The sequence below is a fragment of the Ruegeria profundi genome (assembly GCF_049800715.1).
GTDB lineage: Bacteria > Pseudomonadota > Alphaproteobacteria > Rhodobacterales > Rhodobacteraceae > Ruegeria > Ruegeria profundi_A.
In genome coordinates, this window is the sequence record NZ_JBNAFO010000006.1 from 101,111 (window position 1) to 124,780 (window position 23,670).

At 59.1% G+C, this 23,670-nt stretch carries 25 protein-coding genes; 16 read left to right on the forward strand and 9 right to left on the reverse strand.

Features of this window, described 5'->3' with window-relative positions; genetic code table 11:
• Window positions 1–22 precede the first annotated feature (22 nt).
• The 13 genes from trpS (at window position 23) to ACP15L_RS11680 (ending at window position 11,497) form a co-directional block, all read left to right on the forward strand.
• Window positions 23–1,051, forward strand: a complete 1,029-nt coding sequence (trpS, locus tag ACP15L_RS11620) for a tryptophan--tRNA ligase (RefSeq protein WP_170639940.1) — start codon at window positions 23–25, stop codon at window positions 1,049–1,051.
• Between the two features lie 59 nt (window positions 1,052–1,110).
• Entirely contained in the window at window positions 1,111–1,974 is an 864-nt protein-coding gene (locus tag ACP15L_RS11625) for a branched-chain amino acid aminotransferase (protein WP_425084283.1), read from the forward strand.
• A gap of 65 nt (window positions 1,975–2,039) precedes the next feature.
• A complete protein-coding gene (locus ACP15L_RS11630) occupies window positions 2,040–2,495 on the forward strand; it encodes a universal stress protein (RefSeq protein ID WP_170378913.1) in 456 nt (151 codons plus the stop codon).
• A gap of 6 nt (window positions 2,496–2,501) precedes the next feature.
• The gene (locus tag ACP15L_RS11635; protein ID WP_425084284.1) at window positions 2,502–3,095 is read left to right on the forward strand and encodes a 2-hydroxychromene-2-carboxylate isomerase; all 594 of its coding nucleotides are present in this window, start codon (window positions 2,502–2,504) and stop codon (window positions 3,093–3,095) included.
• A gap of 69 nt (window positions 3,096–3,164) precedes the next feature.
• Window positions 3,165–3,728: a NifU family protein gene (locus tag ACP15L_RS11640; protein WP_170462695.1), complete on the forward strand. Its 564-nt coding sequence runs from the start codon at window positions 3,165–3,167 to the stop codon at window positions 3,726–3,728.
• On the forward strand, window positions 3,718–4,305 hold the full coding sequence (tsaB, locus tag ACP15L_RS11645; protein WP_170661170.1) for a tRNA (adenosine(37)-N6)-threonylcarbamoyltransferase complex dimerization subunit type 1 TsaB: 588 nt from the start codon (window positions 3,718–3,720) through the stop codon (window positions 4,303–4,305). The genes ACP15L_RS11640 and tsaB overlap by 11 nt, the downstream gene beginning before the upstream one ends.
• Window positions 4,302–4,715, forward strand: a complete 414-nt coding sequence (locus ACP15L_RS11650) for a GNAT family N-acetyltransferase (RefSeq protein ID WP_425084285.1) — start codon at window positions 4,302–4,304, stop codon at window positions 4,713–4,715. The genes tsaB and ACP15L_RS11650 overlap by 4 nt, the downstream gene beginning before the upstream one ends.
• A gap of 157 nt (window positions 4,716–4,872) precedes the next feature.
• Window positions 4,873–5,871 carry a BMP family lipoprotein gene (locus tag ACP15L_RS11655; protein WP_425084286.1) on the forward strand — a complete coding sequence of 333 codons (999 nt, stop codon included), beginning with the start codon at window positions 4,873–4,875 and terminating at the stop codon, window positions 5,869–5,871.
• A gap of 84 nt (window positions 5,872–5,955) precedes the next feature.
• Window positions 5,956–7,485, forward strand: a complete 1,530-nt coding sequence (locus ACP15L_RS11660; RefSeq protein ID WP_425084287.1) for an ABC transporter ATP-binding protein — start codon at window positions 5,956–5,958, stop codon at window positions 7,483–7,485.
• Window position 7,486: 1 nt separating this feature from the next.
• On the forward strand, window positions 7,487–8,581 hold the full coding sequence (locus tag ACP15L_RS11665; protein WP_170378926.1) for an ABC transporter permease: 1,095 nt from the start codon (window positions 7,487–7,489) through the stop codon (window positions 8,579–8,581).
• Window positions 8,581–9,549, forward strand: a complete 969-nt coding sequence (locus ACP15L_RS11670; protein ID WP_170691467.1) for an ABC transporter permease — start codon at window positions 8,581–8,583, stop codon at window positions 9,547–9,549. Before ACP15L_RS11665 ends, ACP15L_RS11670 begins: the two co-directional genes overlap by 1 nt.
• Before the next feature lie 257 nt (window positions 9,550–9,806).
• Window positions 9,807–10,727, forward strand: a complete 921-nt coding sequence (locus ACP15L_RS11675; RefSeq protein WP_170378929.1) for a sulfite exporter TauE/SafE family protein — start codon at window positions 9,807–9,809, stop codon at window positions 10,725–10,727.
• 2 nt (window positions 10,728–10,729) lie between these two features.
• Window positions 10,730–11,497, forward strand: a complete 768-nt coding sequence (locus ACP15L_RS11680; protein ID WP_170378931.1) for a TIGR02186 family protein — start codon at window positions 10,730–10,732, stop codon at window positions 11,495–11,497.
• A 3-nt stretch (window positions 11,498–11,500) separates the two neighbouring features.
• On the opposite strand, the gene ACP15L_RS11685 is transcribed toward ACP15L_RS11680, so the two are convergent.
• The 6 genes from ACP15L_RS11685 to ACP15L_RS11710 form a co-directional block, all read right to left on the reverse strand.
• A complete protein-coding gene (locus ACP15L_RS11685) occupies window positions 11,501–12,229 on the reverse strand; it encodes an SDR family oxidoreductase (protein ID WP_425084288.1) in 729 nt (242 codons plus the stop codon).
• Window positions 12,226–13,758 carry an ATP-dependent DNA helicase gene (locus tag ACP15L_RS11690; protein WP_425084289.1) on the reverse strand — a complete coding sequence of 511 codons (1,533 nt, stop codon included), beginning with the start codon at window positions 13,756–13,758 and terminating at the stop codon, window positions 12,226–12,228. The genes ACP15L_RS11685 and ACP15L_RS11690 overlap by 4 nt, the downstream gene beginning before the upstream one ends.
• 60 nt (window positions 13,759–13,818) lie before the next feature.
• Window positions 13,819–14,457 carry an acyl-homoserine-lactone synthase gene (locus tag ACP15L_RS11695; protein ID WP_425084290.1) on the reverse strand — a complete coding sequence of 213 codons (639 nt, stop codon included), beginning with the start codon at window positions 14,455–14,457 and terminating at the stop codon, window positions 13,819–13,821.
• An 83-nt stretch (window positions 14,458–14,540) separates the two neighbouring features.
• Complete coding sequence (locus ACP15L_RS11700) at window positions 14,541–15,260, reverse strand: helix-turn-helix transcriptional regulator (RefSeq protein WP_425084291.1); 720 nt, start codon at window positions 15,258–15,260, stop codon at window positions 14,541–14,543.
• Window positions 15,261–15,624: 364 nt separating this feature from the next.
• Window positions 15,625–16,911 (reverse strand): crotonyl-CoA carboxylase/reductase, encoded by a 1,287-nt coding sequence (gene ccrA / locus ACP15L_RS11705; protein ID WP_425084292.1) that lies wholly within the window; start codon window positions 16,909–16,911, stop codon window positions 15,625–15,627.
• A gap of 111 nt (window positions 16,912–17,022) precedes the next feature.
• Window positions 17,023–18,411: a 1-acyl-sn-glycerol-3-phosphate acyltransferase gene (locus ACP15L_RS11710; RefSeq protein ID WP_425084293.1), complete on the reverse strand. Its 1,389-nt coding sequence runs from the start codon at window positions 18,409–18,411 to the stop codon at window positions 17,023–17,025.
• A gap of 144 nt (window positions 18,412–18,555) precedes the next feature.
• Here ACP15L_RS11710 and ACP15L_RS11715 point away from each other — a divergent pair, with 144 nt between their 5' ends.
• The 3 genes from ACP15L_RS11715 to deoD all read left to right on the forward strand — a co-directional run bounded on the left by ACP15L_RS11715 (window position 18,556) and on the right by deoD (window position 21,697).
• Window positions 18,556–20,523: a methylmalonyl-CoA mutase family protein gene (locus ACP15L_RS11715; protein WP_425084294.1), complete on the forward strand. Its 1,968-nt coding sequence runs from the start codon at window positions 18,556–18,558 to the stop codon at window positions 20,521–20,523.
• A gap of 123 nt (window positions 20,524–20,646) precedes the next feature.
• Window positions 20,647–20,964 (forward strand): H-NS family nucleoid-associated regulatory protein, encoded by a 318-nt coding sequence (locus ACP15L_RS11720; protein WP_425084295.1) that lies wholly within the window; start codon window positions 20,647–20,649, stop codon window positions 20,962–20,964.
• A 19-nt stretch (window positions 20,965–20,983) separates the two neighbouring features.
• Window positions 20,984–21,697: a purine-nucleoside phosphorylase gene (deoD, locus tag ACP15L_RS11725; protein WP_425084296.1), complete on the forward strand. Its 714-nt coding sequence runs from the start codon at window positions 20,984–20,986 to the stop codon at window positions 21,695–21,697.
• A 275-nt stretch (window positions 21,698–21,972) separates the two neighbouring features.
• Here the strand turns inward: deoD and ACP15L_RS11730 are convergent, their stop codons facing one another.
• The 3 genes from ACP15L_RS11730 to ACP15L_RS11740 form a co-directional block, all read right to left on the reverse strand.
• Window positions 21,973–22,119 carry a hypothetical protein gene (locus ACP15L_RS11730; protein ID WP_170468964.1) on the reverse strand — a complete coding sequence of 49 codons (147 nt, stop codon included), beginning with the start codon at window positions 22,117–22,119 and terminating at the stop codon, window positions 21,973–21,975.
• Between the two features lie 124 nt (window positions 22,120–22,243).
• The gene (locus ACP15L_RS11735) at window positions 22,244–23,023 is read right to left on the reverse strand and encodes a succinate dehydrogenase iron-sulfur subunit (RefSeq protein ID WP_425084297.1); all 780 of its coding nucleotides are present in this window, start codon (window positions 23,021–23,023) and stop codon (window positions 22,244–22,246) included.
• Window positions 23,024–23,036: 13 nt separating this feature from the next.
• Window positions 23,037–23,663, reverse strand: a complete 627-nt coding sequence (locus tag ACP15L_RS11740) for a sulfotransferase (protein ID WP_425084298.1) — start codon at window positions 23,661–23,663, stop codon at window positions 23,037–23,039.
• Between the last annotated feature and the right edge of the window lie 7 nt (window positions 23,664–23,670).

The window sequence follows — 23,670 nt, forward strand, 5'->3', positions numbered from 1 at the left end:
TTCCAGACGGGAGTTCCCTTCGATGACCCAGACCCAATTCACGCCGCGCGTGTTTTCCGGCATTCAGCCTTCGGGCGGGCTGACCTTGGGCAACTATCTGGGCGCGATGAAGCGCTTTGTGGATATGCAGGGGCCAGAGTTCGAAACCATCTATTGCATGGTTGACCTGCATGCGATCACTGTCTGGCAGGACCCCGCCGCCTTGTCGCACAACACGCGCGAATTGTGCGCGGGCTATATCGCGGCGGGCATCGACCCGGAACAATCCATCCTGTTCAACCAAAGCCAGGTGCCTGAACATGCGCAACTGGCGTGGATCTTCAACTGCGTCGCCCGGATGGGCTGGATGCAGCGCATGACCCAATGGAAGGACAAAGCGGGCAAGAACACGCAAAACGCCTCGCTGGGTCTGTTTGCCTATCCCGCGCTGATGGCCGCGGATATTTTGATCTATCACGCGACCCATGTGCCTGTAGGGGAAGACCAGAAACAGCATCTGGAGCTGACGCGCGACATCGCGATCAAGTTCAACAACGATTTCGGCGTCGATTTCTTCCCGGTCACCGAACCTGTGATCGAAGGGGCGGCCACGCGGGTCATGAGCCTTCGTGATGGCTCCAAGAAGATGTCCAAGTCTGATCCGTCAGACATGAGCCGCATCAACATGACCGACGATGCCGACACGATCGCCAAGAAAATCCGCAAGGCCAAAACCGACCCGGATGCCCTGCCATCGGAAGTCGACGGTTTGGAAGATCGCCCCGAGGCGCGCAATCTGGTCAATATCTACGCCGCGCTTAGCGACAGCTCGGCCGCGCAGGTGCTGGCGGACGTTGGCGGCAAACAGTTCGGTGAGTTCAAGCCGATGCTTGCGGAACTGGCGGTCGAAAAACTGTCTCCGATCTCGTCCGAGATGGCCCGCCTGATGGGTGAACAATCCGAGATTGACCAGATCCTTGCCCGTGGTGCGGAAAAGGCGCGCGCGATTGCCGCCCCGATCCTGAAACAAACCTACGAGATTGTGGGCATGGTCGGCGCTGCATCGCGCTGATTGCACTGGACCTTCGCCTGACGCCCTCCTAGGTTTGCCGAAAGCTAAGGGAGGGCGCTATGGCAGTCGGCAAAAATATCCGCACCTATTTCGAAGGCCAATGGCATGAAGGGGACGCTCCGATCATGCGGGCGGCGGATCATGGGTCGTGGCTAGGGTCCTCGGTCTTTGATGGCGCGCGCTACTTTGACGGCATGGCCCCCGACCTGCTGGCCCATTGCGCCCGCGTGAACCGTTCCGCCGAGGCTTTGATGCTGACCCCGACCGTGACGCCGGAACAGATGGTCGATCTGGTGCGCGAGGGGCTGCAATCCTATGGCCCGGATCAGGCTGTCTATATCCGCCCGATGTATTGGGGCATCCACGGAGACGTCACGGCCATCGTGCCCCAGAAAGACAGCACCGGTTTCGCCATCTGTCTTGAAGAGATCCCAATGGCGCCCGAGACGGCCTCGGTCACGTTGACGACCACCCGGTTCCGCCGTCCGGTACTGGAATCCGCCGTGGTGAATGCCAAGGCCGGGTGTCTCTACCCGAACAACGCCCGGATGCTGACTGAGGCGCGCTCCAAAGGGTTCTCGAACGCGCTGGTCGCCGACGCGATGGGCAATGTGGCCGAGACCGCCACCGCCAATATCTTCATGGCCAAAGACGGTGAGGTCTTTACCCCCATGCCCAACGGCACCTTTCTGGCCGGGATCACGCGCGCACGGCACATCAAGAACCTGCGCGCCGATGGTTTTAATGTACATGAGTCAGTCCTCAGCTTTGATGATTTCCATGCGGCGGATGAGGTGTTCATGTCCGGCAACATGAACAAGGTGACGCCCGTGACCGCTCTGGACGACACGCAATATCAGGTTGGCCCTATCGCCCGTCGCGCCCGCGCGCTCTACTGGGATTGGGCAGCAAGCGAGCGCTAGGGATTTACCCGAGTTGCCAGCACGCTATCGGTCGGGCATGATCCCAGAAAATCAAGAGGACCCAAATGCGCAAGTTTCTCGTCATTCTGGATGACAGCCGCGAATGCCTGAACGCCATGCGTTTTGCCGCGATGCGGGCCGCGCATACCGGCGGCGGCGTGACAATCCTGTCCGTGATCCCGCCGGACGAATTCAATCACTGGATTGGTGTGGCCGAAACCATGCGTGAAGAGGCCCGCGAACGCATCCACGCCCATTTCGAAGTCTTCGCCAAATGGATGCGCGACAAGCAGAGCGTTGAGCCTGAATTGGCCATTCGCGAAGGCGATCCGGTGGCACAGATCATCGAACACGTACAGTCCGACCCGGAGATTGGGGTCCTGGTTCTGGGCGCCGGCACCGACAAGAAAGGGCCGGGTCCGCTGGTGACTCAGCTGACCAAGAACTCGGGCAGCATGCCGATCCCGATCACCATCGTGCCAGGTGATCTGAGCAAGGAAAAACTGGAAGAGATTACCTGAGGCACCATGGCAGCACCCGTTCAGTTCTGGTTCGAGTTCGCCTCAACCTATTCTTACCTCAGTGCGATGCGGATCGAGCAACTGGCCGCTGAAAAGGGGGTGCCCATAGATTGGCAGCCCTTTCTTTTGGGGCCCATCTTTGCCGAACAGGGCTGGAATACCTCTCCATTCACGATCTACCCCGCCAAGGGCCGCTACATGTGGCGCGATATGGAGCGTTTATGCGCCGCGCGCGCGCTGCCGTTTCAGCGCCCCGATCCGTTTCCGCAGAATTCCCTGACCGCTGCGCGTTTGGCAGTGGCCATCACGTCCCAAGACCAGCGGGCCGCGTTTACCCGTGCCGTCTACATGGCCGAGTTCGGCGAAGGCCGCGATATCTCGGCCGCATCGACACTGACCGATTGCCTTGCAGCCGCAGGTCTGCCCGCCGCTTTCATAGAGAGCGCACAAGACCCAAAGGTAAAAGCGGCGCTCTTTGCTCAATCCAGCCGCGCCAAAGAACTCGACTTGTTCGGCGCACCCAGTTTTGTCGTCGGGGATGAGGTTTTCTGGGGTGATGACCGGTTGGTTGACGCGATAAACCACGCTCTCGCAATTTAGAACGGTTCCAAATCTTGACTTCCACGGCGGCTGCCCGCATATCAGAAGCAACGAAAACGGAGCTGCCTCATGTTCATTCAGACCGAATCCACCCCGAACCCGGCAACCTTGAAGTTCCTGCCCGGCCAGACGGTGCTTGAGGCAGGCACAGCCGACTTCCCATCCGCAGAAGCCGCCGAAAAATCGCCGCTTGCCCAGCGCATCTTTGCGGTCAGCGGCGTGACCGGCGTGTTCTTTGGCAATGACTTTGTCACCGTGACCAAAGCGGATGACGTCGATTGGGACCATATCAAGCCAAGCATCCTCGGCGCGGTGATGGAGCATTACCAATCCGGCCAGCCCGTCATGGGGGCCGAAGCGGCACCCGCATCCGGCCATGCCGAACATACCGGCGAGGATTCGGAAATCGTCGATCAGATCAAGGACCTGCTGGACAGCCGTGTGCGCCCAGCGGTGGCTCAGGACGGTGGCGACATCACCTTCCACGGCTTTGACCGCGGCGTGGTCTACCTGCATATGCAAGGGGCCTGCGCGGGCTGCCCGTCCTCGACCCTGACCCTGAAAATGGGGATCGAGAACCTGCTGCGCCACTACATCCCCGAAGTGACCGAGGTTCGCCCCGTTGCCGTCTGAACCGACCCTTCTGGCATTTGACACATCGGCCGCGCATTGCGCGGCCGCTTTGTTGCGTGGCTCTGAAATTGTCGTCACGCGGGCCGAGGCCATGTCACGTGGGCAGGCCGAACGCCTGCTGCCGCTGCTGGAGGAGGTTCTGTCTGAGGCCGGTCTTGGCTGGAAAGACCTGGACGCCATCGGTGTTGGCATCGGCCCAGGAAACTTCACCGGCATTCGAATCTCGGTTTCAGCGGCGCGTGGGCTTGCATTGGGTCTGAACATCCCGGCCGTCGGCGTGTCAGGTTTTGATGCCTTGACCGAGAACGTGCCCGACGGTCACCTACCCGCGATCTCGGCCCCGCGCGATCAGGTCTATGTACAGACCTCAGAAGGCCCACGCCTGATGCTTCGGGCCGAGGCCGAGGGGCTTGGCCCCCTCTTCACTGCCACGGACCCAAACGCGCATGTTCAGGCCATCGCCCATGTCGCGGCGCGCAGGTTCGGCACGGAAACGGAACCACCCGCACCGCTCTACATTCGTCCCGCGGATGCGGCGCCTTCTCGCGACCTCCCTCCTGTGCTGCTGGACGAATGACCCCGAACGACATGGCCCTGACCCACGCTGCGGCCTTCACACAGGCGCGCCCGTGGACGGCTGCCGAGTTCGAAGACCTGCTGCAAAACCGCTTCACCCATGTTGTCGGAGACCCCAAGTCCTTTGCCCTGTTTAAGGTCATCGCGGACGAGGCCGAGTTGCTGACCATCGCGACTCACCCCCTGTATCAGCGTCAGGGTTTGGCTGCAGCCTGCATGAAAAACTGGCATGCGGTTGCCGCTGATCTGGGCGCGGCGCGCGCGATTCTTGACGTGGCGGCAGACAATGGGGCCGCTATCGCGCTCTATGAACGCTTCGGATACAGCCCATGCGGGCGGCGAAAAGCCTATTATACACGCGATTCCGTCTCAAATTGCGATGCAATTGTGATGGAACGCGCCCTGCCTTGAATAAAGTCGCCATTTTTTAGACCAAGTGGTCAAAAATCAGTTGACCCTGCCTGTTGCATACGGCCTTAATTCCCGTCATCACAACGGTTATGCTCGCTATAGGTGGGTAAACGAGGCTAGTTTAACCTCGAACCGACAAAAACAACGGGAGTACCAAATGACCCTGATGAAATCCTTGATGGGCGCTGCCGCCGCCGTCGCTCTGACCGCGGGTGCCGCACTGGCCGAACCGGCTCTGATCTTTGACCTGGGTGGCAAGTTCGACAAGTCGTTCAACGAAGCCGCACATAACGGCGCACAGCGTTGGGCCAACGAAACCGGCGGCACCTATCGCGAGATTGAGCTTCAGTCCGAAGCACAGCGTGAACAGGCCCTGCGCCGTTTCGCCGAAGCTGGCGCGAACCCGGTGATCACCATGGGCTTTGCCATGGCCGATCCTCTGTCCGCCGTTGCCGGCGACTATCCTGACACCAAGTTCGTTGCGGTTGACGTCACCTGGCTGGACGCCCCGAACATCCGTCAGATCGGCTTTGCCGAGCATGAAGGCTCGTACCTCGTTGGTATGATGGCTGCGATGGCGTCGGAATCGGGCACTGTCGGCTTCATCGGCGGCATGGATATTCCGCTGATCCGCCACTTTGGTTGCGGCTATGCGCAAGGCGCCAAGGCTGTGAACCCTGACATCAACGTTGTTGCCAACATGACTGGCACCACCCCAGCCGCATGGAACGACCCGGTTAAAGGGTCCGAGCTGACCAAAGCGCAGATCAGCCAGGGCGCTGACGTGATTTATGCAGCCGCGGGCGGCACCGGTGTTGGTGTTCTGCAGACCGCGGCGGATGAAGGCATCCTGTCGATCGGTGTGGACAGCAACCAGAACCACCTGCACCCGGGCAAGGTTCTGACCTCGATGCTCAAGCGCGTGGACGTGGCCGTCTATGACGCGATGAAAGCGGGTGAAAACCTCGAAACCGGCGTGTTCGCCATGGGCCTGGCCGAGGAAGGCGTTGGCGTTGCGATGGACGACAACAATGCGTCGCTGGTGTCTGGCGACATGAAAGCAGCCGTCGATCAGGCGCGTGACGACATCATCGCGGGCAACGTGACTGTCGTCAGCTACTACGACAACGACAGCTGCCCCGCATTGCAGTTCTAATACAATAGCGAGGCGGGGATTTCTCCGCCTCGCCTCCCACTCTGCCGCGAACCGCGCGGCCCTTCGGCAACCCAAGGACAAGACATGACAGTCCCCGCCATTGAGCTCAAAGGGATTTCCAAAGCCTTTGGGCCGGTTCAGGCCAATAAAGACATTTCCATCAGCGTCGCCCCCGGCACGATCCATGGGATCATCGGTGAAAACGGTGCGGGCAAATCCACGCTGATGAGCATTCTCTACGGCTTCTACAAAGCCGATAGAGGTGAGATTTGGATCAACGGCACCAAGACCGACATTCCAGACAGTCAGGCGGCCATCGCCTCGGGTATCGGGATGGTGTTCCAGCACTTCAAGCTGGTCGAAAACTTCACCGTTCTGGAAAACATTGTTCTGGGCGCCGAGGATGGCGGTCTGCTGGCCCCGTCTCTGGCAAAGGCCCGGAAAGAGTTGAAAGCGCTGGAAGAAGAATACGAGCTGTTCGTCGACCCCGACAAGCGCATCGATGAAATCGGCGTGGGCATGCAGCAACGGGTCGAGATCCTCAAGGCGCTGTATCGCAAGGCCGAGATCCTGATCCTTGATGAGCCCACCGGCGTTCTGACCCCGGCCGAGGCCGACCAGCTGTTCCGCATCCTCGATCGTCTTCGGGCCGAAGGGAAGACGATCATCGTGATCACGCATAAGCTTCGCGAGATCATGGAGAACACCGATACCGTCTCGGTCATGCGGCGCGGAGAGATGACGGCCACGGTCAAAACGTCTGAGACCAGCCCGGAGCATCTGGCCGAACTGATGGTGGGCCGCAAGGTCCTCCTACAGGTCGACAAGGTCCCCGCGCAGCCCGGAAAACCCATTCTTGAGGTCCAAGACCTGCGCGTGTTCGATGCGGCAGGTGTTGAGCGTGTCAAAGGCATCGACCTGACCGTCCGCGCCGGTGAGATCGTCGGCATCGCAGGCGTCGCGGGCAACGGCCAGTCGGAACTGTTGGAAGTTCTGGGTGGGATGCGCCCCGGTCAGGGGTCGATCAAGTTGAACGGTACGCCGCTTCCCCTCAGCGGGGCTGGGTCTGACGGTCAGGCGCGTCGCGCGCAGCACATCGCCCACGTCCCCGAAGACCGTCAGCGCGAAGGTCTGATCATGGACTTCCATGCCTGGGAAAACGTTGCCTTCGGCTATCACCGTGACCCGGCCTACAAGCGCGGCATCTTCATGGACAACGCCGCCCTGCGCGCGGACACCGAAGCCAAAATCGAGAAATTCGATGTGCGTCCCCCGAACGGCTGGCTGACCGCCAAAAGCTTTTCGGGCGGCAACCAGCAGAAGATCGTCGTCGCGCGCGAGATTGAGCGGAACCCAGACCTGTTGCTTGTCGGCCAACCGACCCGTGGCGTAGACATTGGCGCGATCGAATTCATTCACAAACAGATCGTAGCCCTGCGCGACCAAGGCAAAGCGATCCTGCTGGTCTCGGTCGAGTTGGAGGAGATCTTCTCGCTCTCGGACCGGATCGCCGTGATGTTTGACGGACATATCATGGGTGAGCGTCTGCCCCATGAGACAGATGAAAAAGAACTGGGCCTGCTGATGGCCGGTGTTGCGGGAGAGGCCGCGTAAGATGGAAAAAATGCCCAAATGGGCCGACGTCGTGCTGATCCCCATCATCAGCCTAGTGTTGGCCACGATCCTGTCGGCGCTGGTGATCCTCGCCATCGGAGAGAACCCGGTTGAGGCCGTGAACCTGATGGTCACAGGCGCGCTGGGGTCGACCTATGGCTGGGGCTATACGCTCTACTACGCGACCAACTTCATGTTCACCGGGCTTGCGGTGGCCGTAGCCTTTCACGCGCGGCTGTTTAACATCGGTGGCGAAGGTCAGGCGATGCTGGGTGGTCTTGGCGTTGCCATGGTGTGTCTCTACATCCCTTGGCCGCATTGGAGCATCGCTCTGATCGCTGCAGGACTGGGGGCCGCTGTATTTGGCGCAGCGTGGGCGGCAATCCCGGCCTACCTGCAGGCCAAACGCGGCAGCCACATCGTGATCACCACGATCATGTTCAACTTTATTGCTGCCGCCTTCCTGAACTACATGCTCGTGAACGTCATGCGACCGCAAGGCTCGCAGGACCCAGCGACCGCGCGCTTCCCCGAGGCGGTTCACCTGCCGACCTTCCAATCCATGTTCTCGACCGCCGAGAATGTGATGTTCCGCGGCGCACCGGCCAATATTTCGTTCTTCGTGGCGATCATCGCCTGTTTCGTGGTCTGGGCGCTGATCTGGCGCACCCGGCTGGGCTATGAAATTCGGGCTTATGGTCATTCGGAAACCGGTGCCGTCTATGCCGGGATCTCGCCGGTTCGCATCACCATCATCGCCATGCTGATCTCGGGCGGGTTAGCTGGTCTGATGGCCATCAACAACGTGATGGGTGAGGCAGAACGTCTGGTTCTGAACTCAACCGAAGGCGCGGGTTTCATCGGGATCGCCGTGGCGCTGATGGGCCGTTCGCACCCGTTCGGCGTGTTCCTCGCGGCGCTTCTGTTCGGCTTCCTCTATCAAGGCGGTGCCGAACTGGCCTTGTGGACATCCATCCCGCGTGAGCTGATCGTCGTCATTCAGGCGCTGGTGATCCTGTTTACCGGAGCGTTGGACAACATGGTGCGGATGCCGCTTGAAAAGCTGTTCCTTGCCCTGCGGAAGGAGCCTCAGTGATGGATTCGTTCGTAACACTGATCCAGGTTCTAGACTCCACCGTCCGCCTGGCGACACCATTGCTGCTGGCCTGTCTTGCGGGCCTCTATTCCGAACGCGCCGGGATCTTCGACATCGGGCTTGAGGGCAAAATGCTGATCTCGGCCTTCTTCTCGGCCGCTGTTGCTGCAGTGACCGGCTCGGTCTGGTTGGGATTGCTCGCGGGGATCGTGTCGTCTCTGGTTTTGTCGGCACTACACGGCGTAGCGTCGATCACGTTCCGAGGCAATCAGCTGATCTCTGGCGTGGCGATCAACTTCCTGGCCTCAGGCCTGACGGTTCTGATCGCGCAAAGCTGGTTCCAACAGGGCGGGCGCACCCCGTCGCTGTTCGGTCAAGGCCGATTTGAGCCGATCAACTTCCCCTTCGCCGAAGCGCTGAGCGACGTGCCCTTCATCGGCCCGATCTACTCCGAGCTGCTGTCCGGCCATTCGATCCTTGTCTATATCGCCTTCTTGATGGTGCCTGCGACGTGGTGGATCCTATATCGCACCCGGTTCGGGTTGCGGTTGCGCGCTGTGGGTGAAAACCCGGCTGCCGTGGATACTGCCGGCGTCTCGGTCGTCGGCCTGCGCTTTGCGGCTGTAGCCATCTGCGGCGTGCTTTGCGGTATCGCCGGGGCCTATCTTGCGACCGCCCTGCAGGCTGGGTTCGTCAAGGAAATGACAGCTGGTCGCGGTTTCATTGCACTGGCGGCGCTGATCTTTGCAAAATGGCGGCCCTGGCACGCGATGTGGGCCTGTTTGCTGTTTGGTCTGCTTCAGGCCATCGCGCTGCGGTTCCAGAACATCGATCTGGGCGGCATCGTGATCCCTGTGCAGGTGATGGACGCCCTGCCCTATATCCTGACCGTGGTGATTCTTGCGGGCTTCGTTGGCAAGGCAGTTCCGCCCCGCGCCGGTGGCGAGCCCTACGTGAAAGAACGCTGATAAGTCCAGTTCAGGGCCAATTCTGGGTCCTGTTCGCTGCAGAGCGGCATGCAGAGTTGATTTTGCATGCCGCAACCGCTCTAAGAGGGTATGTGCGTGTTTCCTCTGATAGAAAAGAGTGCAAACCTCCTCTCGTATTTGCCAAAGACGGGTGGTAGGCCTGTGACCGAAGCGCCCGATATTCAGGCTGCACGCATTTCCGATGCCGGCGGGTCCACCGCTTTGCACAGCCGAACTCAATACGACTAGAGCATGCCATGCAAATTTACCTTCCGATTGCCGAAGTCTCCGTAAACGCCTTTCTATTGCTAGGGCTCGGAGGCATGGTCGGCATTCTGTCGGGCATGTTCGGAGTCGGCGGTGGGTTCCTTATGACGCCGCTTCTGTTCTTTATCGGCATCCCTCCGGCGGTTGCCGTCGCGACCGAAGCCAACCAGATCGTGGCCTCGTCCTTCTCGGGCGTTCTGGCACATTTCAGGCGAAGGACGGTCGATTTCAGGATGGGCACAGTGCTTTTGATAGGCGGCCTCATCGGGGCCGCACTTGGCGTTGTCGTGTTCAACTACCTAAAGAGCCTGGGTCAGGTCGATCTGCTGGTAACACTATGCTACGTCGTCTTCCTTGGCGTGATCGGCAGCCTGATGTTCATCGAAAGCCTGCGCGCCTTGCGAAAAGCAAAGAAAGGGGGAGCGGCACCTGCCAAGCGTCGTCAGCGCGGCTGGGTCCATGCGATGCCCTTCAAGATGCGCTTTCGCACCTCGGGCCTGTATATCTCGGTCATCCCTCCGGTTCTGGTCGGCCTCTGCGTAGGCGTTCTGTCCGCGATCATGGGCGTTGGCGGCGGCTTCATCATGGTGCCTGCCATGATCTATCTGCTGGGCATGCCCACCAAGGTTGTGGTCGGGACATCCCTGTTCCAGATCATCTTCGTCACCGCCTTCACGACAATGCTGCACGCCACCACGAACTACACCGTGGACGTGGTTCTGGCCGTGCTTCTTTTGGTCGGCGGCGTTATTGGGGCTCAGATCGGAACCGTGATCGGGGCCCGGATGCCAGCCGAGCAATTGCGGGTTTTGCTTGCCGCGCTTGTGTTGGTCGTTTGCGGCAAGCTGGCGCTTGATCTGCTTCTGGAACCGTCCGAGCTGTATTCGCTTGGCGCCAGCGGAGGGCACTGACTATGGTCCGCTCATTGATCGCCGCCCTGTGCCTGTTCTGCCTGCCCGCGGCTGCCGCGGAAGAGCAGGTGGTCCTGGGCCTCAGCCAGGACCGGGTTGCTATTACCGCAACGTTCGACGGGTCCGAGATTCTGATCTTCGGGGCCATCAAACGCGAAGCCCCGATCCCCGAAGGCCCTCCGCTTGAGGTGATCGTCACCGTCGCGGGCCCATCCGAGCCTCTGACCGTGCGCCGCAAAGAACGTAAACTGGGAATCTGGGTGAACTCCGACAGCGTCGAGGTCGATCTGGCCCCCAGCTTCTATGCTGTTGCCACCAGCGGGCCATTCAAAGAAATCCTCACCAATACCGAGGATCTTCGCTATCGGGTTTCCATAGAGCGGGCCATCCGCTCGGTCGGGGCGGCCATGCATATCGAGGCCGCTCAGGACTTTGCCGATGCCGTGATACGCATTCGCGAAAGCGAGAGCTTGTATTCGATCCGCGAAAACACGGTTGCTGTGGATGAACAAACCCTGTTCCGTACTTCCATCGACATGCCCGCCGACCTGACCGAAGGCGACTATGCCGCGCGCATCTTCCTGACGCGGGGCGGCAATGTGGTGTCGCAATACGAAACCACCATCGACGTGCGCAAAGTGGGGCTGGAGCGATTTCTCTACAACATGTCCCGCGAACAGCCCGTTTGGTACGGGCTGATGTCACTGGTTATCGCAATTGCCGCTGGTTGGGGGGCCTCGACGGCTTTCCGTCTGCTCCGCGAAAAGTAGCGCTCAGCCCCGGCCGATATAGGGCATGGTCGTGGCCATCACGGTCATGAACTGCACATTGGCCTCGGGCGGCAGATTTGCCATGTGCAGCACCGATTTGGCCGCGTCTTCCACATCCATGGTCGGATCGGGCGTCGCACCGTCGGCAATCGCAGCATCGACCAGCCCCTGCACCATCTGAGTGCGGGCGTTCCCAATGTCGATTTGACCACAGGCAATGCCAAAATCACGCCCGTCCAGCGACAGGCTGCGTGTCAGTCCGGTGATGGCATGTTTCGTTGCAGAGTAATGCACTGAGTTCGGGCGCGGCACATGCGCCGCGATTGAGCCATTGTTGATGATGCGCCCGCCTTGCGGGGTTTGATGACGCATGATCCGAAACGCCTCACGCGCGCTCAGGAACATGCCGTTGAGGTTGACGTTGACGCTTTGGTACCAATCCTCCAGCGCGATTTCATCAATCGTACCGCCGGGTGCGAAGATGCCTGCATTGTTGAACAGAACGTCCAGCCGCTCGGCCCTGTTCGAGAACGACCGAAAGGCGCGCGCAACCGCCACCGGATCGGTCACATCCGCAACCAGAGGGATGGCGTTGCGATGCCCTTCGGCCATTTCCACCAGTTTGTCTTCGCTGCGGGCCAGCAGGCCGACGGTCCAGCCCTCGGCCAGAAACAGCTCAGCTGTAGCCTTTCCGATGCCGGAACTCGCGCCGGTTATGAGGATGGATTTCATGTCTCTTCAGCCTCCAGTGTCAGGGTCGCCGCCGGTATGGCGCGCAGATCATCGACGCGCAGAGGATGGGTGGGTTTGGACAACCGATTGCGCACCACCCAGATCAACCGTTCCTGCGCGCGGGTGATGGCAACATAGGCCAGTCGTTTCCACAAGGGCTGTCCGGCCTCGGTCCGGCCCATGCGGGCCGCGGCGTAGATGTCCGGCGCAAAGACCTGCACCGTATCCCATTGCGAGCCCTGCGCCTTGTGGATGGTCACCGCCGCTCCATGCAGAAAGGTCGCGCCCATACGCGCTGCATAGGGGATGAACGGTTCCTCCTCATCCGGCTTTTCGATCTGCACAATCGACGCCGCACTGACCTGAGGGTCCTCGGCCCCCATGACATGAAGGCGCGAGAAACCGGGTTTTCGCCCCGGCCCCAGATAAACCACCTGAGCACCCTTGATCAGACCGCGCGCCTCAAGATCCAGCCGTTTCTTGCGGTGTTTCAGAGGCAGCTCAATCCCGTCGCAGATCAGCGGCTCACCTTCCAGCAGCTCCGTTTCGGGCGCGCCATGGACCTGCCGGAAGGCCTGGATCAGACGGATGCGCGTTGCGTTGCGCCAAACCAGAACCGGGCTGCGGGCCATCAGATCAACCTCGACCCGCTGCCCCCAGACCACACGGTCATCGCGACGCGCGGTGTCTTCGACCAGACGCTCGAAATCCTCAAAGCCCATGGCAGGGTCAGCAAGCGCATGAGCCAGATCGAGGATGGGATTGTCGGCATCCTGACGGTGGATGCGATGCAGGGTCAGCTTGCGCGGCTCGGGCAGGGTTTCGAACACCATGTTGCCGGATTGGTTCACCGGCGCCAGCTGCGCCGGATCGCCGAACAGCAGCAACGTTGGAAAGATCTCCTTCAGATCATCAAACTGGCGATCATCCAGCATCGAGGCTTCGTCGACAAAGCCGATGTCCAGCGGCTCTTCCCGGCGCTTCCAGCCGGTAATGAAATCCGACCCGCGCAAACCGGCGGCGGCCAGAGCACCGGGGATCGACTTGTTGTTCTGATAGAAGGCAGCGGCCCGATCCAGCGCCTCATCCGTCAGGCCTTCGATCTCGGGCCGTTCGTCATTACCCTCAAGCCACTCGGCGATGCGTTCATATTCAGGGTCGTAGACGGGGGTATAGAGAATGCGATGGATGGTCGTCGCGGGCACCCCCCGCAGGCGCAAAACGCTGGCGGCCTTGTTAGTGGGGGCCAGAATCGCCAGGCTGCGCTTGTCGCGAGACTTGCGGCTTTCATAGTCGCCTGAGACGATGTGAACGCCCGTCTCGGCCAGCGCCTTATACAGTTCCGCCAGCAAAAGGGTCTTGCCCGAACCAGCTTTGCCGATCACGGCCATAACGCCCGATTCACCGTTCCCCGGCAGTTTCAGTAGCGCATCATCTTCAAGGTCCACCCCGGCAGAGCGCAGCATCTCGGCGATGCTGTCATAGGCGGCGGCCTGGTCTTCTGAGAAGGTCACATTGGGCAAAGACATGGCGCGACCCTACAGGGCCGCGCCACCCTTCACCAGATACGGATTTGGGTTTTCAGGACCCTAGGCCGACAGCGCAAACCGGTGCTGTTTGGCTGGGCCGAACGCGGTTCTGAACCACAGGCGCGAAAGCTCGCGCGGGATGCCCGCCCGATCCGCCACGCGGTTGCAATCATCCGCGGAATACGGCCACAAACCAACCGAGATTTGATCGCGCCCTTTCCCTTCGGACCCTAACACAATTGGCGACGACCCAATCAGGCGGTAGATCCGGATCATCCGCGCATCAAAGACGCCGGCGATATGAGTCAGACCGAACCCCTCCATCATTTCGCCGCCGCTCAGCATGATAGCCCCAGCCGTATGGGGGCTGGCTGTACGCGACAGGCAAAAGCGCGTGACCTCCCAGATCAGAGGGCTGCAAATTGGCTCGCCTTCGTTGAGAGGCCCGAACACCTCGTTCACCATGACCGGGCCCGTGGTCGGCAGAACCCGCATTGAGCCTCCATGGCTGCCATCCGGCTCCTCCCAAATCACATAGAGCGGGTTTAGATCATCGTATTGATCCCGCTCTTCTCCTTTTTCATTGACGTAAACGTCCCATCCCAGCCGGGTTTTGAACTGATCCGCGCGATCGCGAAACATCCCGTTGGCCAAAGCTGGAAATTTATGCAGCTCATCAGCATACAAATAACGCAACATGACTAATTCCCCTTGTCGTCCTGTGCAGGAACGAAAGGGGTACGAAGTCGTGGTTAATTTACTGTTCTAAGGCCGTACGTTGCTTAAACGACTATTAACCCACGGCTGAGCGCGGTCGCGATCGCGTGTGTCGTGTTTTGCGCGCCCAGTTTCGAGCGCGCGCTTTCAATGTAGACCCTAAGCGTGTGTTCCGAGATCGACAGGGAATGCGCGACCTGCGCGCGGCTGAAGCCCTGCGCAAGCAACGTCATCGCATCAATTTCACGCGGAGACAGACCTCGGGTCGCTTCAGGCTGCCTGTCCTTTTCAAACTCCAGTGCTTTGCGGTTGATGTAATGCGCCACGAGAATCAATTCGCGGCCAAAGGTCGAGATGAAATCCTGCAAAGTGTCGTCGTCACAACTGTGATTGACGGTGAACAGCGCAAACTGCCCGTTCGGCCCTCGGATCGGGATCGAATAACCCTGATTGCCCACCCCATGTTCCAATGCATCCTTAAGAAACGCTTTGGACACCTTGCCGGACCAGTCCAGCGATTTCCAATCAACCGGTTGAAATCGTTGGAAACACCCCAGTATCACAGGGTCGATGCGGTGATAGTTTTTTTCGCGATACCGTTCATCCCAGGCATCGGAATAGGTGGTATAGCCGTACTGATCTCCGGCGGCATCCACCCAATGATATGTCAGATGTTCGACTTTCAGACAGTCGCGCAGGCGAATGGCGACCGAGCCAAGCTCATCAAGCGTGCTGGTGTTTTCCAAATCCTTCAGGATCTGACCCAAATCGAGTTCTGTTCCCATCCGCGGGCGCCCGTGCCTTATCTGTCATGGACGCGATTTCGGCTGCGGCAATCAGCTTGGTGTCGTCCAGCTGTTCGGCCAAGGCAGTCAACCCATTCGCAACAGCGAACGCGTTGAGGTCCGACAATACGTCCAATATCCACTCATTTTGCGCCATAAGGGTCTCTCTGAAACAGTTAACGAAGTGTTAACACAACCATAACATGTGCGATCTTTTTGACCTATTCACCGGTTTCTACTCCCCAAAAATAGTGAGGGTCAAAATTCCAAACTGTTGAAACAAAAAAGGGCCCTCCAAGACGGCAAAACACCCGCGTATCGGATGGCCGATTCGCGGGTGCTTTTTGTCTATTTCAGGATAGGCTTAGGGCCGCGCGTCCAGAACCTCTTCCAAAGTGCGCAGGCCGGTGCGCGGGGCCTGAACCAGAACCGACATGTTCCCTGGCTTGTGCTCGTTGCGCAGCATTTTCATATGCGCCTCGGGCAGATCGTTCCACGCGAAAACTTCCGACATGCAGGGGTCCAGACGGCGTTCGACCATCAGCTTGTTGGCGGCTGCCGCTTGCTTCAGATGCGCAAAATGCGAACCCTGCAGGCGCTTTTGGTGCATCCACATGTAGCGCACGTCAAAGGTACAGTTAAACCCGGTGGTGCCAGCACAAATCACGACCATACCGCCCTTTTTCACCACGAAGGTCGACACTGGGAAGGTGCTTTCGCCGGGGTGTTCAAACACCATATCAACGTTGTTGCCTTTACCGGTGATATCCCAGATCGCCTTGCCGAACTTGCGAGCCTCTTTGAACCACTCGGCGTATTCGGGTGTGTTGACCGTGGGCAGTTGACCCCAGCAGTTGAAGTCCTTGCGGTTCAGAACGCCTTTGGCGCCCAACCCCATCACGAAATCCCGTTTGCTTTCGTCCGAGATCACACCGATCGCATTTGCACCGGCCGTGTTAATCAACTGGATCGCGTAAGAGCCCAAACCACCCGAGGCACCCCAGACCAGAACGTTCTGGCCGGGCTTCAGGTCATGGGGCTCGTGCCCGAACAGCATCCGGTAGGCCGTAGCGAGCGTCAGGGTATAGCACGCCGCCTGCTCCCAGGTCAGGTGCTTGGGACGCGGCATCAGCTGTTGTGCCTGCACGCGGGTGAATTGGCTGAACGACCCGTCTGGGGTCTCATAGCCCCAGATGCGCTGGCTGGGTGAATACATCGGATCGCCGCCGTTGCATTCCTCATCGTCGCCATCGTCCTGGTTGCAGTGGATCACCACCTCATCACCAACCTTCCAGCGCTTGACCTTGTCACCCACGGCCCAAACGATGCCCGACGCATCCGAACCAGCGATATGATAGGGGGCTTTGTGGCCATCAAACGGGCTGATCGGCTGGCCCAGAGCAGCCCAGACGCCATTATAGTTGACGCCCGCCGCCATAACGAGGACCAGAACCTCGTTGCTGTCCAGCTCGGGAACATCGACCACTTCCTGCTGCATCGCAGTATTTGGTTCTCCGTGACGCTCTTTGCGGATCGCCCAGGCGTACATCTGCTTGGGTACAAACCCCATCGGAGGGATTTCCCCCATTTCATAGAGGTCCTTTTCGGGTGCCTCGTACGACGCGATACCGCTTTCGGTGTCCAAAGCCATGCTGGCCTCCTTTTCAATATCTTTGCCGCGGCGCAGAATCGCCGCCTCTCCTACAGAGGGATAGGAGGGGTTGCGCAATATTGCAACCATCTTCGATCTATTTTTGTAATTTTATGACCCAGCGGGTGCAGAAACATCTTTCGCGATCGCAGCATTGGCGGATTTCACATGTTCGGGCACTGACTCTGCGTAGTATTGCATAAGATCCTCGCGCTGCCCGGACAGATTCAAAACCCCGTCTTCAAGGGTCAGAATGCGCCGTTCGACCATTTGATCCACAGCGCTGGTGATGGCGTCCTCTGATTCCGCCAGCGCCAGACCATCGGCTTCCATGAGGGCACGGATACGACTCCGCACCTCTTGTTCGGGCATAGGGCCATTCTCGCGCAGCAGCCAGCAGGCTGCCGGTCCCGGCACCAAGGGAATCGCCGCGCCAATCCGTTTCATCAACGCACGCGCGAGGTCAGTCATCACGTCATCCCCTGCCCGTGCCTCGAAGTCTTTCAGCGATATCGGCTCACCATACCGAACCGCGGCCAGTCCGAACCGCTTGTAGCGACCGATCAACCGACGCCAGATTTGCTTGAGAACCCAGCTTGTGATCACCCCGATCCGCGCACGAAAACGTCGATCAGTTCCGAGGGCGGCGCGCGTCAGAATCGTGTCCTCAAGTACGCGGTCATAGTTCAGCGCCACCGGCACAAACACCACATCGCGCCCCTCAGGCGAGGTGCCGTCGATAATATATTTCAACAAACCCAGCTTGGGGCGCCCTAAAGCGCCGGTCAGGCTGAGCCCGCCTTCGGGGAACATCGCTTGCGTTACACCTGCTTCGGTCGCGTGTCTTACGTAGCTGGCCAGAACCTGGCGATATAATTCACTGCCCGATTTGCGACGGATGAAATACGCGCCCATCGCCCGGATCAACCGGCTGAGCGGCCAGACCCGGGCCCATTCGCCCACGGCATAGGACAGGGCGGATTGCTGCGCCGCCAGATAAGTGACCAGAACATAGTCCATATTGCTGCGATGGTTCATCACAAAGACAACCGTCGCCTCGGGGTCGATATCCTTGATCGCGCTTTCATCTTTGTAACTGAGATGCACGTTGTAGAACGCGTTGCTCAGCAACCGGGACAGACGAATGGCGAAGCTGAAATAGGCAAAAGCCGAAAAGGAGGGCACGATCTCACGCGCGTATCGGCGCGCTTGTTCGAACGCAACGGCTTCGGGGATACCTTCTTCGTGGGCGTGCTGCTGCACTGCTTGCCCGACCTGAGGATCATAGATGAGCCGTTGAATCATGTCGTGCCGCCGCGCCAGCTTGAACGGCTGGATCGGCCGCTGCAGGCGCTGGTTCAACCGAGAGACCGCTCTCTCAAGCCTGCGGCGAAAGAACCAGCGGACAGACGGGAACAGAAAATGCGAGGCAAAAGTGACCATGGCAAAGACCACGATCAACAGGAATAGCCACAGCGGAAGTTCCACGGTTCTCAACATCGGGCCACACTGCCACCAAACGAGACGGCTCACAATCTAGACATTTCGCGTATGCCGCAACGCAGCGAATTGACAATGCCTGAAAATTGCGATTTAGAACCCGTAGACGTAATTTTGTTGCTCACCGAAACACGAGGCCCGCCCATGACGCAGATGCAGAAAGACCGCCCCTGGCTGATCCGAACCTATGCCGGTCATTCCACCGCCAAAGCCTCGAACGCGCTGTATCGCGGCAATTTGGCCAAAGGTCAGACTGGCCTGTCGGTGGCATTCGATCTGCCGACTCAAACTGGCTATGACAGCGACCACACACTGGCGCGGGGTGAGGTCGGCAAAGTGGGTGTGCCGATCTGCCATCTGGGCGACATGCGGGTCCTGTTTGATCAGATTCCGCTTGAGCAGATGAACACCTCGATGACGATCAACGCGACAGCCCCGTGGCTGCTGGCGCTTTACATCGCCGTGGCCGAGGAACAGGGCGCGGATGTCTCAAAGCTGCAGGGCACCGTTCAGAATGACCTGATCAAGGAATATCTCAGCCGCGGCACTTATGTCTGTCCGCCCAAGCCGTCGCTAAAGATGATCGCGGATGTGGCCGAGTATTGCTATACCAACGTGCCGAAATGGAACCCGATGAACGTGTGTTCCTATCACCTGCAAGAGGCCGGCGCGACGCCCGAACAGGAGCTGGCCTATGCGCTCGCCACGGCCATCGCGGTGCTGGATGAACTGCGCCCGCGCGTCCCGGCCGAGGACTTCCCCGCCCTGTGTGGGCGCATTTCCTTCTTCGTGAATGCAGGCATTCGGTTTGTTACTGAGATGTGCAAAATGCGGGCCTTTGTGGATCTTTGGGATGAAATCCTTCAACAACGTTACGGTGTCGAGAACCCCAAGTTCCGCAGATTTCGCTATGGCGTTCAGGTCAACTCGCTTGGGCTGACCGAACAGCAGCCGGAAAACAACGTCTACCGCATCCTGATCGAGATGCTGGCCGTGACCCTATCGAAAAAAGCGCGCGCCCGCGCCGTTCAGTTGCCTGCCTGGAATGAGGCTTTGGGCCTGCCCCGCCCGTGGGACCAGCAGTGGTCGATGCGCATGCAGCAGATTCTGGCTTACGAGACGGACCTGCTGGAATACGGAGACCTGTTCGACGGGAACCCGGCGGTTGATGCCAAGGTCGAAGACCTCAAAGAAGGTGCGCGCGCCGAGTTGGCCAACCTCGACTCCATGGGCGGTGCCGTAGCCTCGATCGAATACATGAAGTCCCGTTTGGTCGATTCCAACGCCGAACGCCTGAACCGTATTGAACGGAACGAGACCATCGTGGTCGGCGTGAACAAATGGGTCGACGGTGAGCCCTCGCCTCTGCAAACCGAGGATGGCGGCATCATGGTTGTGGACCCTGCGGTCGAGCAGGAGCAGATCAATCGTCTGAACGACTGGCGGGCCGAACGTGATGACGTGGCCGTAGCGGCGGCTCTGGCTGCGCTGCGCGAGGCGGCGCAAACTGGCGCGAATGTCATGGAGCCCTCGATTGCTGCGGCCAAGGCCGGTGCTACCACGGGTGAGTGGGCCGAGGAAATGCGCAAGGTCTACGGCACCTACCGTGGCCCAACCGGCGTGTCCGGCTCGGTCTCAAACAAGACCGAAGGGTTGGAGGATCTGCGCGCCTCGGTCGATGCAGCTAGTGACCGGCTCGGGCGTCGTTTGAAATTCCTGGTCGGCAAGCCGGGTTTGGATGGCCATTCGAACGGCGCCGAACAGATCGCCTTCCGCGCCCGCGATTGCGGCATGGACATCAGCTATGAGGGCATTCGTCTGACGCCAGAAGAAATCGTCTCAGCCGCGTCCGAAGACAATGCCCATGTAATCGGCTTGTCGATCCTGTCTGGCAGTCATCTGCCCTTGGTTGAAGACGTAATGACCCGCCTGAAACAGGCAGGCCTGTCGCACGTGCCTGTCATTGTTGGCGGGATTATTCCAGACGATGACGCAGACGCTTTGAAGAAAATGGGCGTTGCCAGAATTTACACGCCCAAGAATTTCGAGTTGAACGCAATCATGGGCGACATCGTCGCGCTGGTGGACCCACAGGAAATCGCCGCCGAATAACGGCCCATTTTGAAAAACTCTTTATTGCTATTCCCGAAATGACGGGAATAGCCTATATCGGCGTGTGAAATTTCTGCAACTATTGGACTTGCAATCTCTAACGTCTGAAAGAGGAAAAAAATAATGGGACATGAGCTTGAAAACATGTCGCGCAATGAACTTCTGCAATTGCGCAACGATATTGATAAAGCCCTGGTAAATGCTGAAAAGCGCGAGCGCAAGGCCGCTCTGGAAGCCGCCGAAAAAGCCGCAGCCGAATTCGGGTTTTCATTGTCCGAGCTTTCGGACACCGCGCCAAGAGGCACCAAGCCCCAGAAATCAAAAGCGAAATACCGCAACCCAAACGCCCCGGAGCAAACCTGGACCGGCCGTGGTCGCAAACCTCAATGGGTACATGACGCGCTGAATTCCGGCACCGATATCGCCGAATTGGAAATCTGATTTTGAGGTCGTTTCAGAAATGACAATCCACATTGGCGCAGAAAAAGGCGATATCGCAGAAACCGTTCTTTTGCCCGGAGATCCCTATCGGGCGAAATGGGCGGCGGAAACGTTTTTGGATGACGTTAGGTTGGTCAATGACGTGCGCGGCATGCTAGGGTTTACCGGTACGTGGAAAGGGAACCCTGTCACCATTCAGGGCAGCGGCATGGGGATGCCCTCACTTTCCATTTACGTGAACGAATTGATCCGGGATTTCGGCGCAAAGACACTGATCCGCATTGGCTCCTGCGGTGGTATGCAGGACAGCGTCAATGTCCGCGATGTTATTCTGGCCATGACATCGACCACGCTCAGCACTCCGTCCCGAGGCATCATGAAGGAGCTGAACTTCGCCCCCTGCGCCGATTGGGGTCTGTTGCAGGCCGCGGCCAAAGCGGCGGCAGCCAAGGGAACACCGACCCATGTGGGCGGGATCTATTCGTCGGATGTGTTCTATGATGAGCGCCCCGATCTGAACGAACAGATGGTGCGTCACGGCATTCTGGGGGTCGAGATGGAAGCGGCCGAGCTGTATATCCTAGCCGCCAGACACAAATGCCGGGCACTTGCGGTTCTAACCGTCTCGGATCACCTGCTAACGGGCGAGGCCCTGCCCTCATCTGAGCGGGAGCGCAGCTTTGGCGACATGGTCGAGATCGCACTGCAAGCGGCCTTCCCGGACGCAGCATAGAGTGAAACGGGCCGAGGATGTCTCGGCCCGATTTCTATTTGCCGATTGATTGCCGCAGACATTTCGAAGGACGATCTGAACCGTCGGATCGCGCGCCGCAATAGGCACAAACCCACAGATCTTCGTCACGATGCAATCGCCAGCGACAGTCGCGTGTCAGCGAAGACGTGCGGGACCGCCAGAAGAAATAGGCGAAAACCCCAGCGGCCAGAAGAAGCAGAAGAACAGGCATAAATCTGTTTGGCCCGTTCCAGCCGCAAATGGCAAGGCCGGTGTCACGCCGCGTTGGCGTATTCGAACAACTCAGGCTCTCGTTGATCGTGCGCGCCAACCGGTTCTGGCGTGTAATACGCCCAAGCTTGCTCCAACAAGGTCAGAGCTTCCTTGGCGTCGGTTTTCGGTGTGTTTGCTTGTGTACTCATCGGAGTGATCCTGATTTCATCACTCCTCCCTTCCGCAAATATACGGCGTCGGTGGACCGACGACATCGGACGTTTTTGCAAAGGGGGCATGCGCTTGCCGCAGCACGGCAAGCGCATCGGTCGATCAGACAGAGCGTTCGACCATCATCTTCTTGATCTGCGCGATCGCTGCTGCCGGGTTCAGACCCTTCGGGCAGGTCTTGGCGCAGTTCATGATCGTGTGGCAGCGATACAGCTTGAAGGGATCTTCTAGCTCATCCAGACGCTCGCCCGTGGCTTCATCACGGCTGTCGATGATCCAGCGGTAGGCATGCAGCAAAGCTGCGGGGCCAAGATAGCGGTCGCCGTTCCACCAGTAGCTGGGGCACGAGGTCGAGCAGCTGGCGCACATTACGCATTCATACAAGCCGTCCAGCTTCTTGCGGTCTTCAATGGACTGCTTCCACTCTTTAGCGGGGCGGTTTGTCTTGGTTTCCAGCCACGGCATAATGCTGGCGTGCTGCGCGTAGAAATGTGTCAGGTCGGGGATCAGGTCCTTGACTACAGGCATATGCGGCAGCGGATAGATCTTCACGTCGCCCTTGATCTCATCCATGCCGTAGATACAGGCCAGCGTGTTGATCCCGTCGATATTCATCGCGCAGGAGCCACAGATCCCCTCGCGGCACGAACGGCGGAAGGTCAGGGTCGGATCAATCTCGTTCTTGATCTTGATCAGCGCGTCCAAAATCATCGGACCGCAGGTGTCCATATCGACGAAATACGTGTCGACACGCGGGTTCTGGCCGTCATCGGGGTTCCAGCGATAGATCTGGAACTTGCGCAGGTTCTTCGCGCCGTCCGGTTTGGGCCATGTCTTACCGGTGGTGGTCCGGGAATTCTTGGGCAGGGTCAGTTGAACCATGTCAATTCTCCATTCAGCCTGTCCGGGCGCGATCGGTCGCGCCTCGATTGTAGCGCCCCCAATGGGCAGTGTTCACGTCAAAATCCGCAGATAACCAGTCGGCAATCGCCTGAGGGTCGTCGCGGTCGATATCAAAGCGCAGGAACCTTGGGTTCCCGTCGAAATGGGCCTGCACCTCGTCGTGGTGTACGTCATACATCCGGCGCCAGCCCTGTTTCACCTCGTCTGCGCCCATCCCGTTGGCCTTGCAGCAGCGTTCGAGATAGCCGCCATTGCTGTGCAGCGCGCGTGAGGAAATCCAATCCTCGCGATCGCGCGTGTTCAGCAGGAAATAGGCATCCGGATACGCCGCGTGCAAATCGCGGAAGAACCGCGTGCCATCCAGCATGAACCGTGCATTCACAAAGGCAATGTCAGTAAAGGCCCGGACCGGGCCGAAACCATCCAGTGGTTTCCGACCCATGGCGATATTCGTCACCATTTTTTGGGCCAGATTATCCCCCTGATTGTCCACCCAATGCACCGACGCGATGCCGCTGTTCTGAAACAGCTTGTGCAGCGACGTGGTGGCGCAGCGGTTCAGACCGATCAGGATGATCTTGGGGGCCCGCGGACCCGAGGGCAGCTGTTCAACCGTCATGGCAAGC

What these genes read in the sequence shown, in the direction of transcription:
- ACP15L_RS11740 (WP_425084298.1), bottom strand. Translation starts at nt 23,663, where the DNA reads ATGACGGTTGAACAGCTGCCCTCGGGTCCGCGGGCCCCCAAGATCATC.
- ACP15L_RS11710 (WP_425084293.1), bottom strand. Translation starts at nt 18,411, where the DNA reads ATGTTGAGAACCGTGGAACTTCCGCTGTGGCTATTCCTGTTGATCGTG.
- ACP15L_RS11650 (WP_425084285.1), top strand. Translation starts at nt 4,302, where the DNA reads ATGACCCCGAACGACATGGCCCTGACCCACGCTGCGGCCTTCACACAG.
- ACP15L_RS11720 (WP_425084295.1), top strand. Translation starts at nt 20,647, where the DNA reads ATGGGACATGAGCTTGAAAACATGTCGCGCAATGAACTTCTGCAATTG.
- ACP15L_RS11675 (WP_170378929.1), top strand. Translation starts at nt 9,807, where the DNA reads ATGCAAATTTACCTTCCGATTGCCGAAGTCTCCGTAAACGCCTTTCTA.
- ACP15L_RS11685 (WP_425084288.1), bottom strand. Translation starts at nt 12,229, where the DNA reads ATGAAATCCATCCTCATAACCGGCGCGAGTTCCGGCATCGGAAAGGCT.
- ACP15L_RS11655 (WP_425084286.1), top strand. Translation starts at nt 4,873, where the DNA reads ATGACCCTGATGAAATCCTTGATGGGCGCTGCCGCCGCCGTCGCTCTG.
- ACP15L_RS11700 (WP_425084291.1), bottom strand. Translation starts at nt 15,260, where the DNA reads ATGGGAACAGAACTCGATTTGGGTCAGATCCTGAAGGATTTGGAAAAC.
- ACP15L_RS11670 (WP_170691467.1), top strand. Translation starts at nt 8,581, where the DNA reads ATGGATTCGTTCGTAACACTGATCCAGGTTCTAGACTCCACCGTCCGC.
- ACP15L_RS11690 (WP_425084289.1), bottom strand. Translation starts at nt 13,758, where the DNA reads ATGTCTTTGCCCAATGTGACCTTCTCAGAAGACCAGGCCGCCGCCTAT.
- ccrA (WP_425084292.1), bottom strand. Translation starts at nt 16,911, where the DNA reads ATGGCTTTGGACACCGAAAGCGGTATCGCGTCGTACGAGGCACCCGAA.
- ACP15L_RS11660 (WP_425084287.1), top strand. Translation starts at nt 5,956, where the DNA reads ATGACAGTCCCCGCCATTGAGCTCAAAGGGATTTCCAAAGCCTTTGGG.
- ACP15L_RS11680 (WP_170378931.1), top strand. Translation starts at nt 10,730, where the DNA reads ATGGTCCGCTCATTGATCGCCGCCCTGTGCCTGTTCTGCCTGCCCGCG.
- deoD (WP_425084296.1), top strand. Translation starts at nt 20,984, where the DNA reads ATGACAATCCACATTGGCGCAGAAAAAGGCGATATCGCAGAAACCGTT.
- trpS (WP_170639940.1), top strand. Translation starts at nt 23, where the DNA reads ATGACCCAGACCCAATTCACGCCGCGCGTGTTTTCCGGCATTCAGCCT.
- ACP15L_RS11730 (WP_170468964.1), bottom strand. Translation starts at nt 22,119, where the DNA reads ATGAGTACACAAGCAAACACACCGAAAACCGACGCCAAGGAAGCTCTG.
- ACP15L_RS11635 (WP_425084284.1), top strand. Translation starts at nt 2,502, where the DNA reads ATGGCAGCACCCGTTCAGTTCTGGTTCGAGTTCGCCTCAACCTATTCT.
- ACP15L_RS11665 (WP_170378926.1), top strand. Translation starts at nt 7,487, where the DNA reads ATGGAAAAAATGCCCAAATGGGCCGACGTCGTGCTGATCCCCATCATC.
- ACP15L_RS11630 (WP_170378913.1), top strand. Translation starts at nt 2,040, where the DNA reads ATGCGCAAGTTTCTCGTCATTCTGGATGACAGCCGCGAATGCCTGAAC.
- ACP15L_RS11625 (WP_425084283.1), top strand. Translation starts at nt 1,111, where the DNA reads ATGGCAGTCGGCAAAAATATCCGCACCTATTTCGAAGGCCAATGGCAT.
- ACP15L_RS11640 (WP_170462695.1), top strand. Translation starts at nt 3,165, where the DNA reads ATGTTCATTCAGACCGAATCCACCCCGAACCCGGCAACCTTGAAGTTC.
- ACP15L_RS11715 (WP_425084294.1), top strand. Translation starts at nt 18,556, where the DNA reads ATGACGCAGATGCAGAAAGACCGCCCCTGGCTGATCCGAACCTATGCC.
- ACP15L_RS11735 (WP_425084297.1), bottom strand. Translation starts at nt 23,023, where the DNA reads ATGGTTCAACTGACCCTGCCCAAGAATTCCCGGACCACCACCGGTAAG.
- ACP15L_RS11695 (WP_425084290.1), bottom strand. Translation starts at nt 14,457, where the DNA reads ATGTTGCGTTATTTGTATGCTGATGAGCTGCATAAATTTCCAGCTTTG.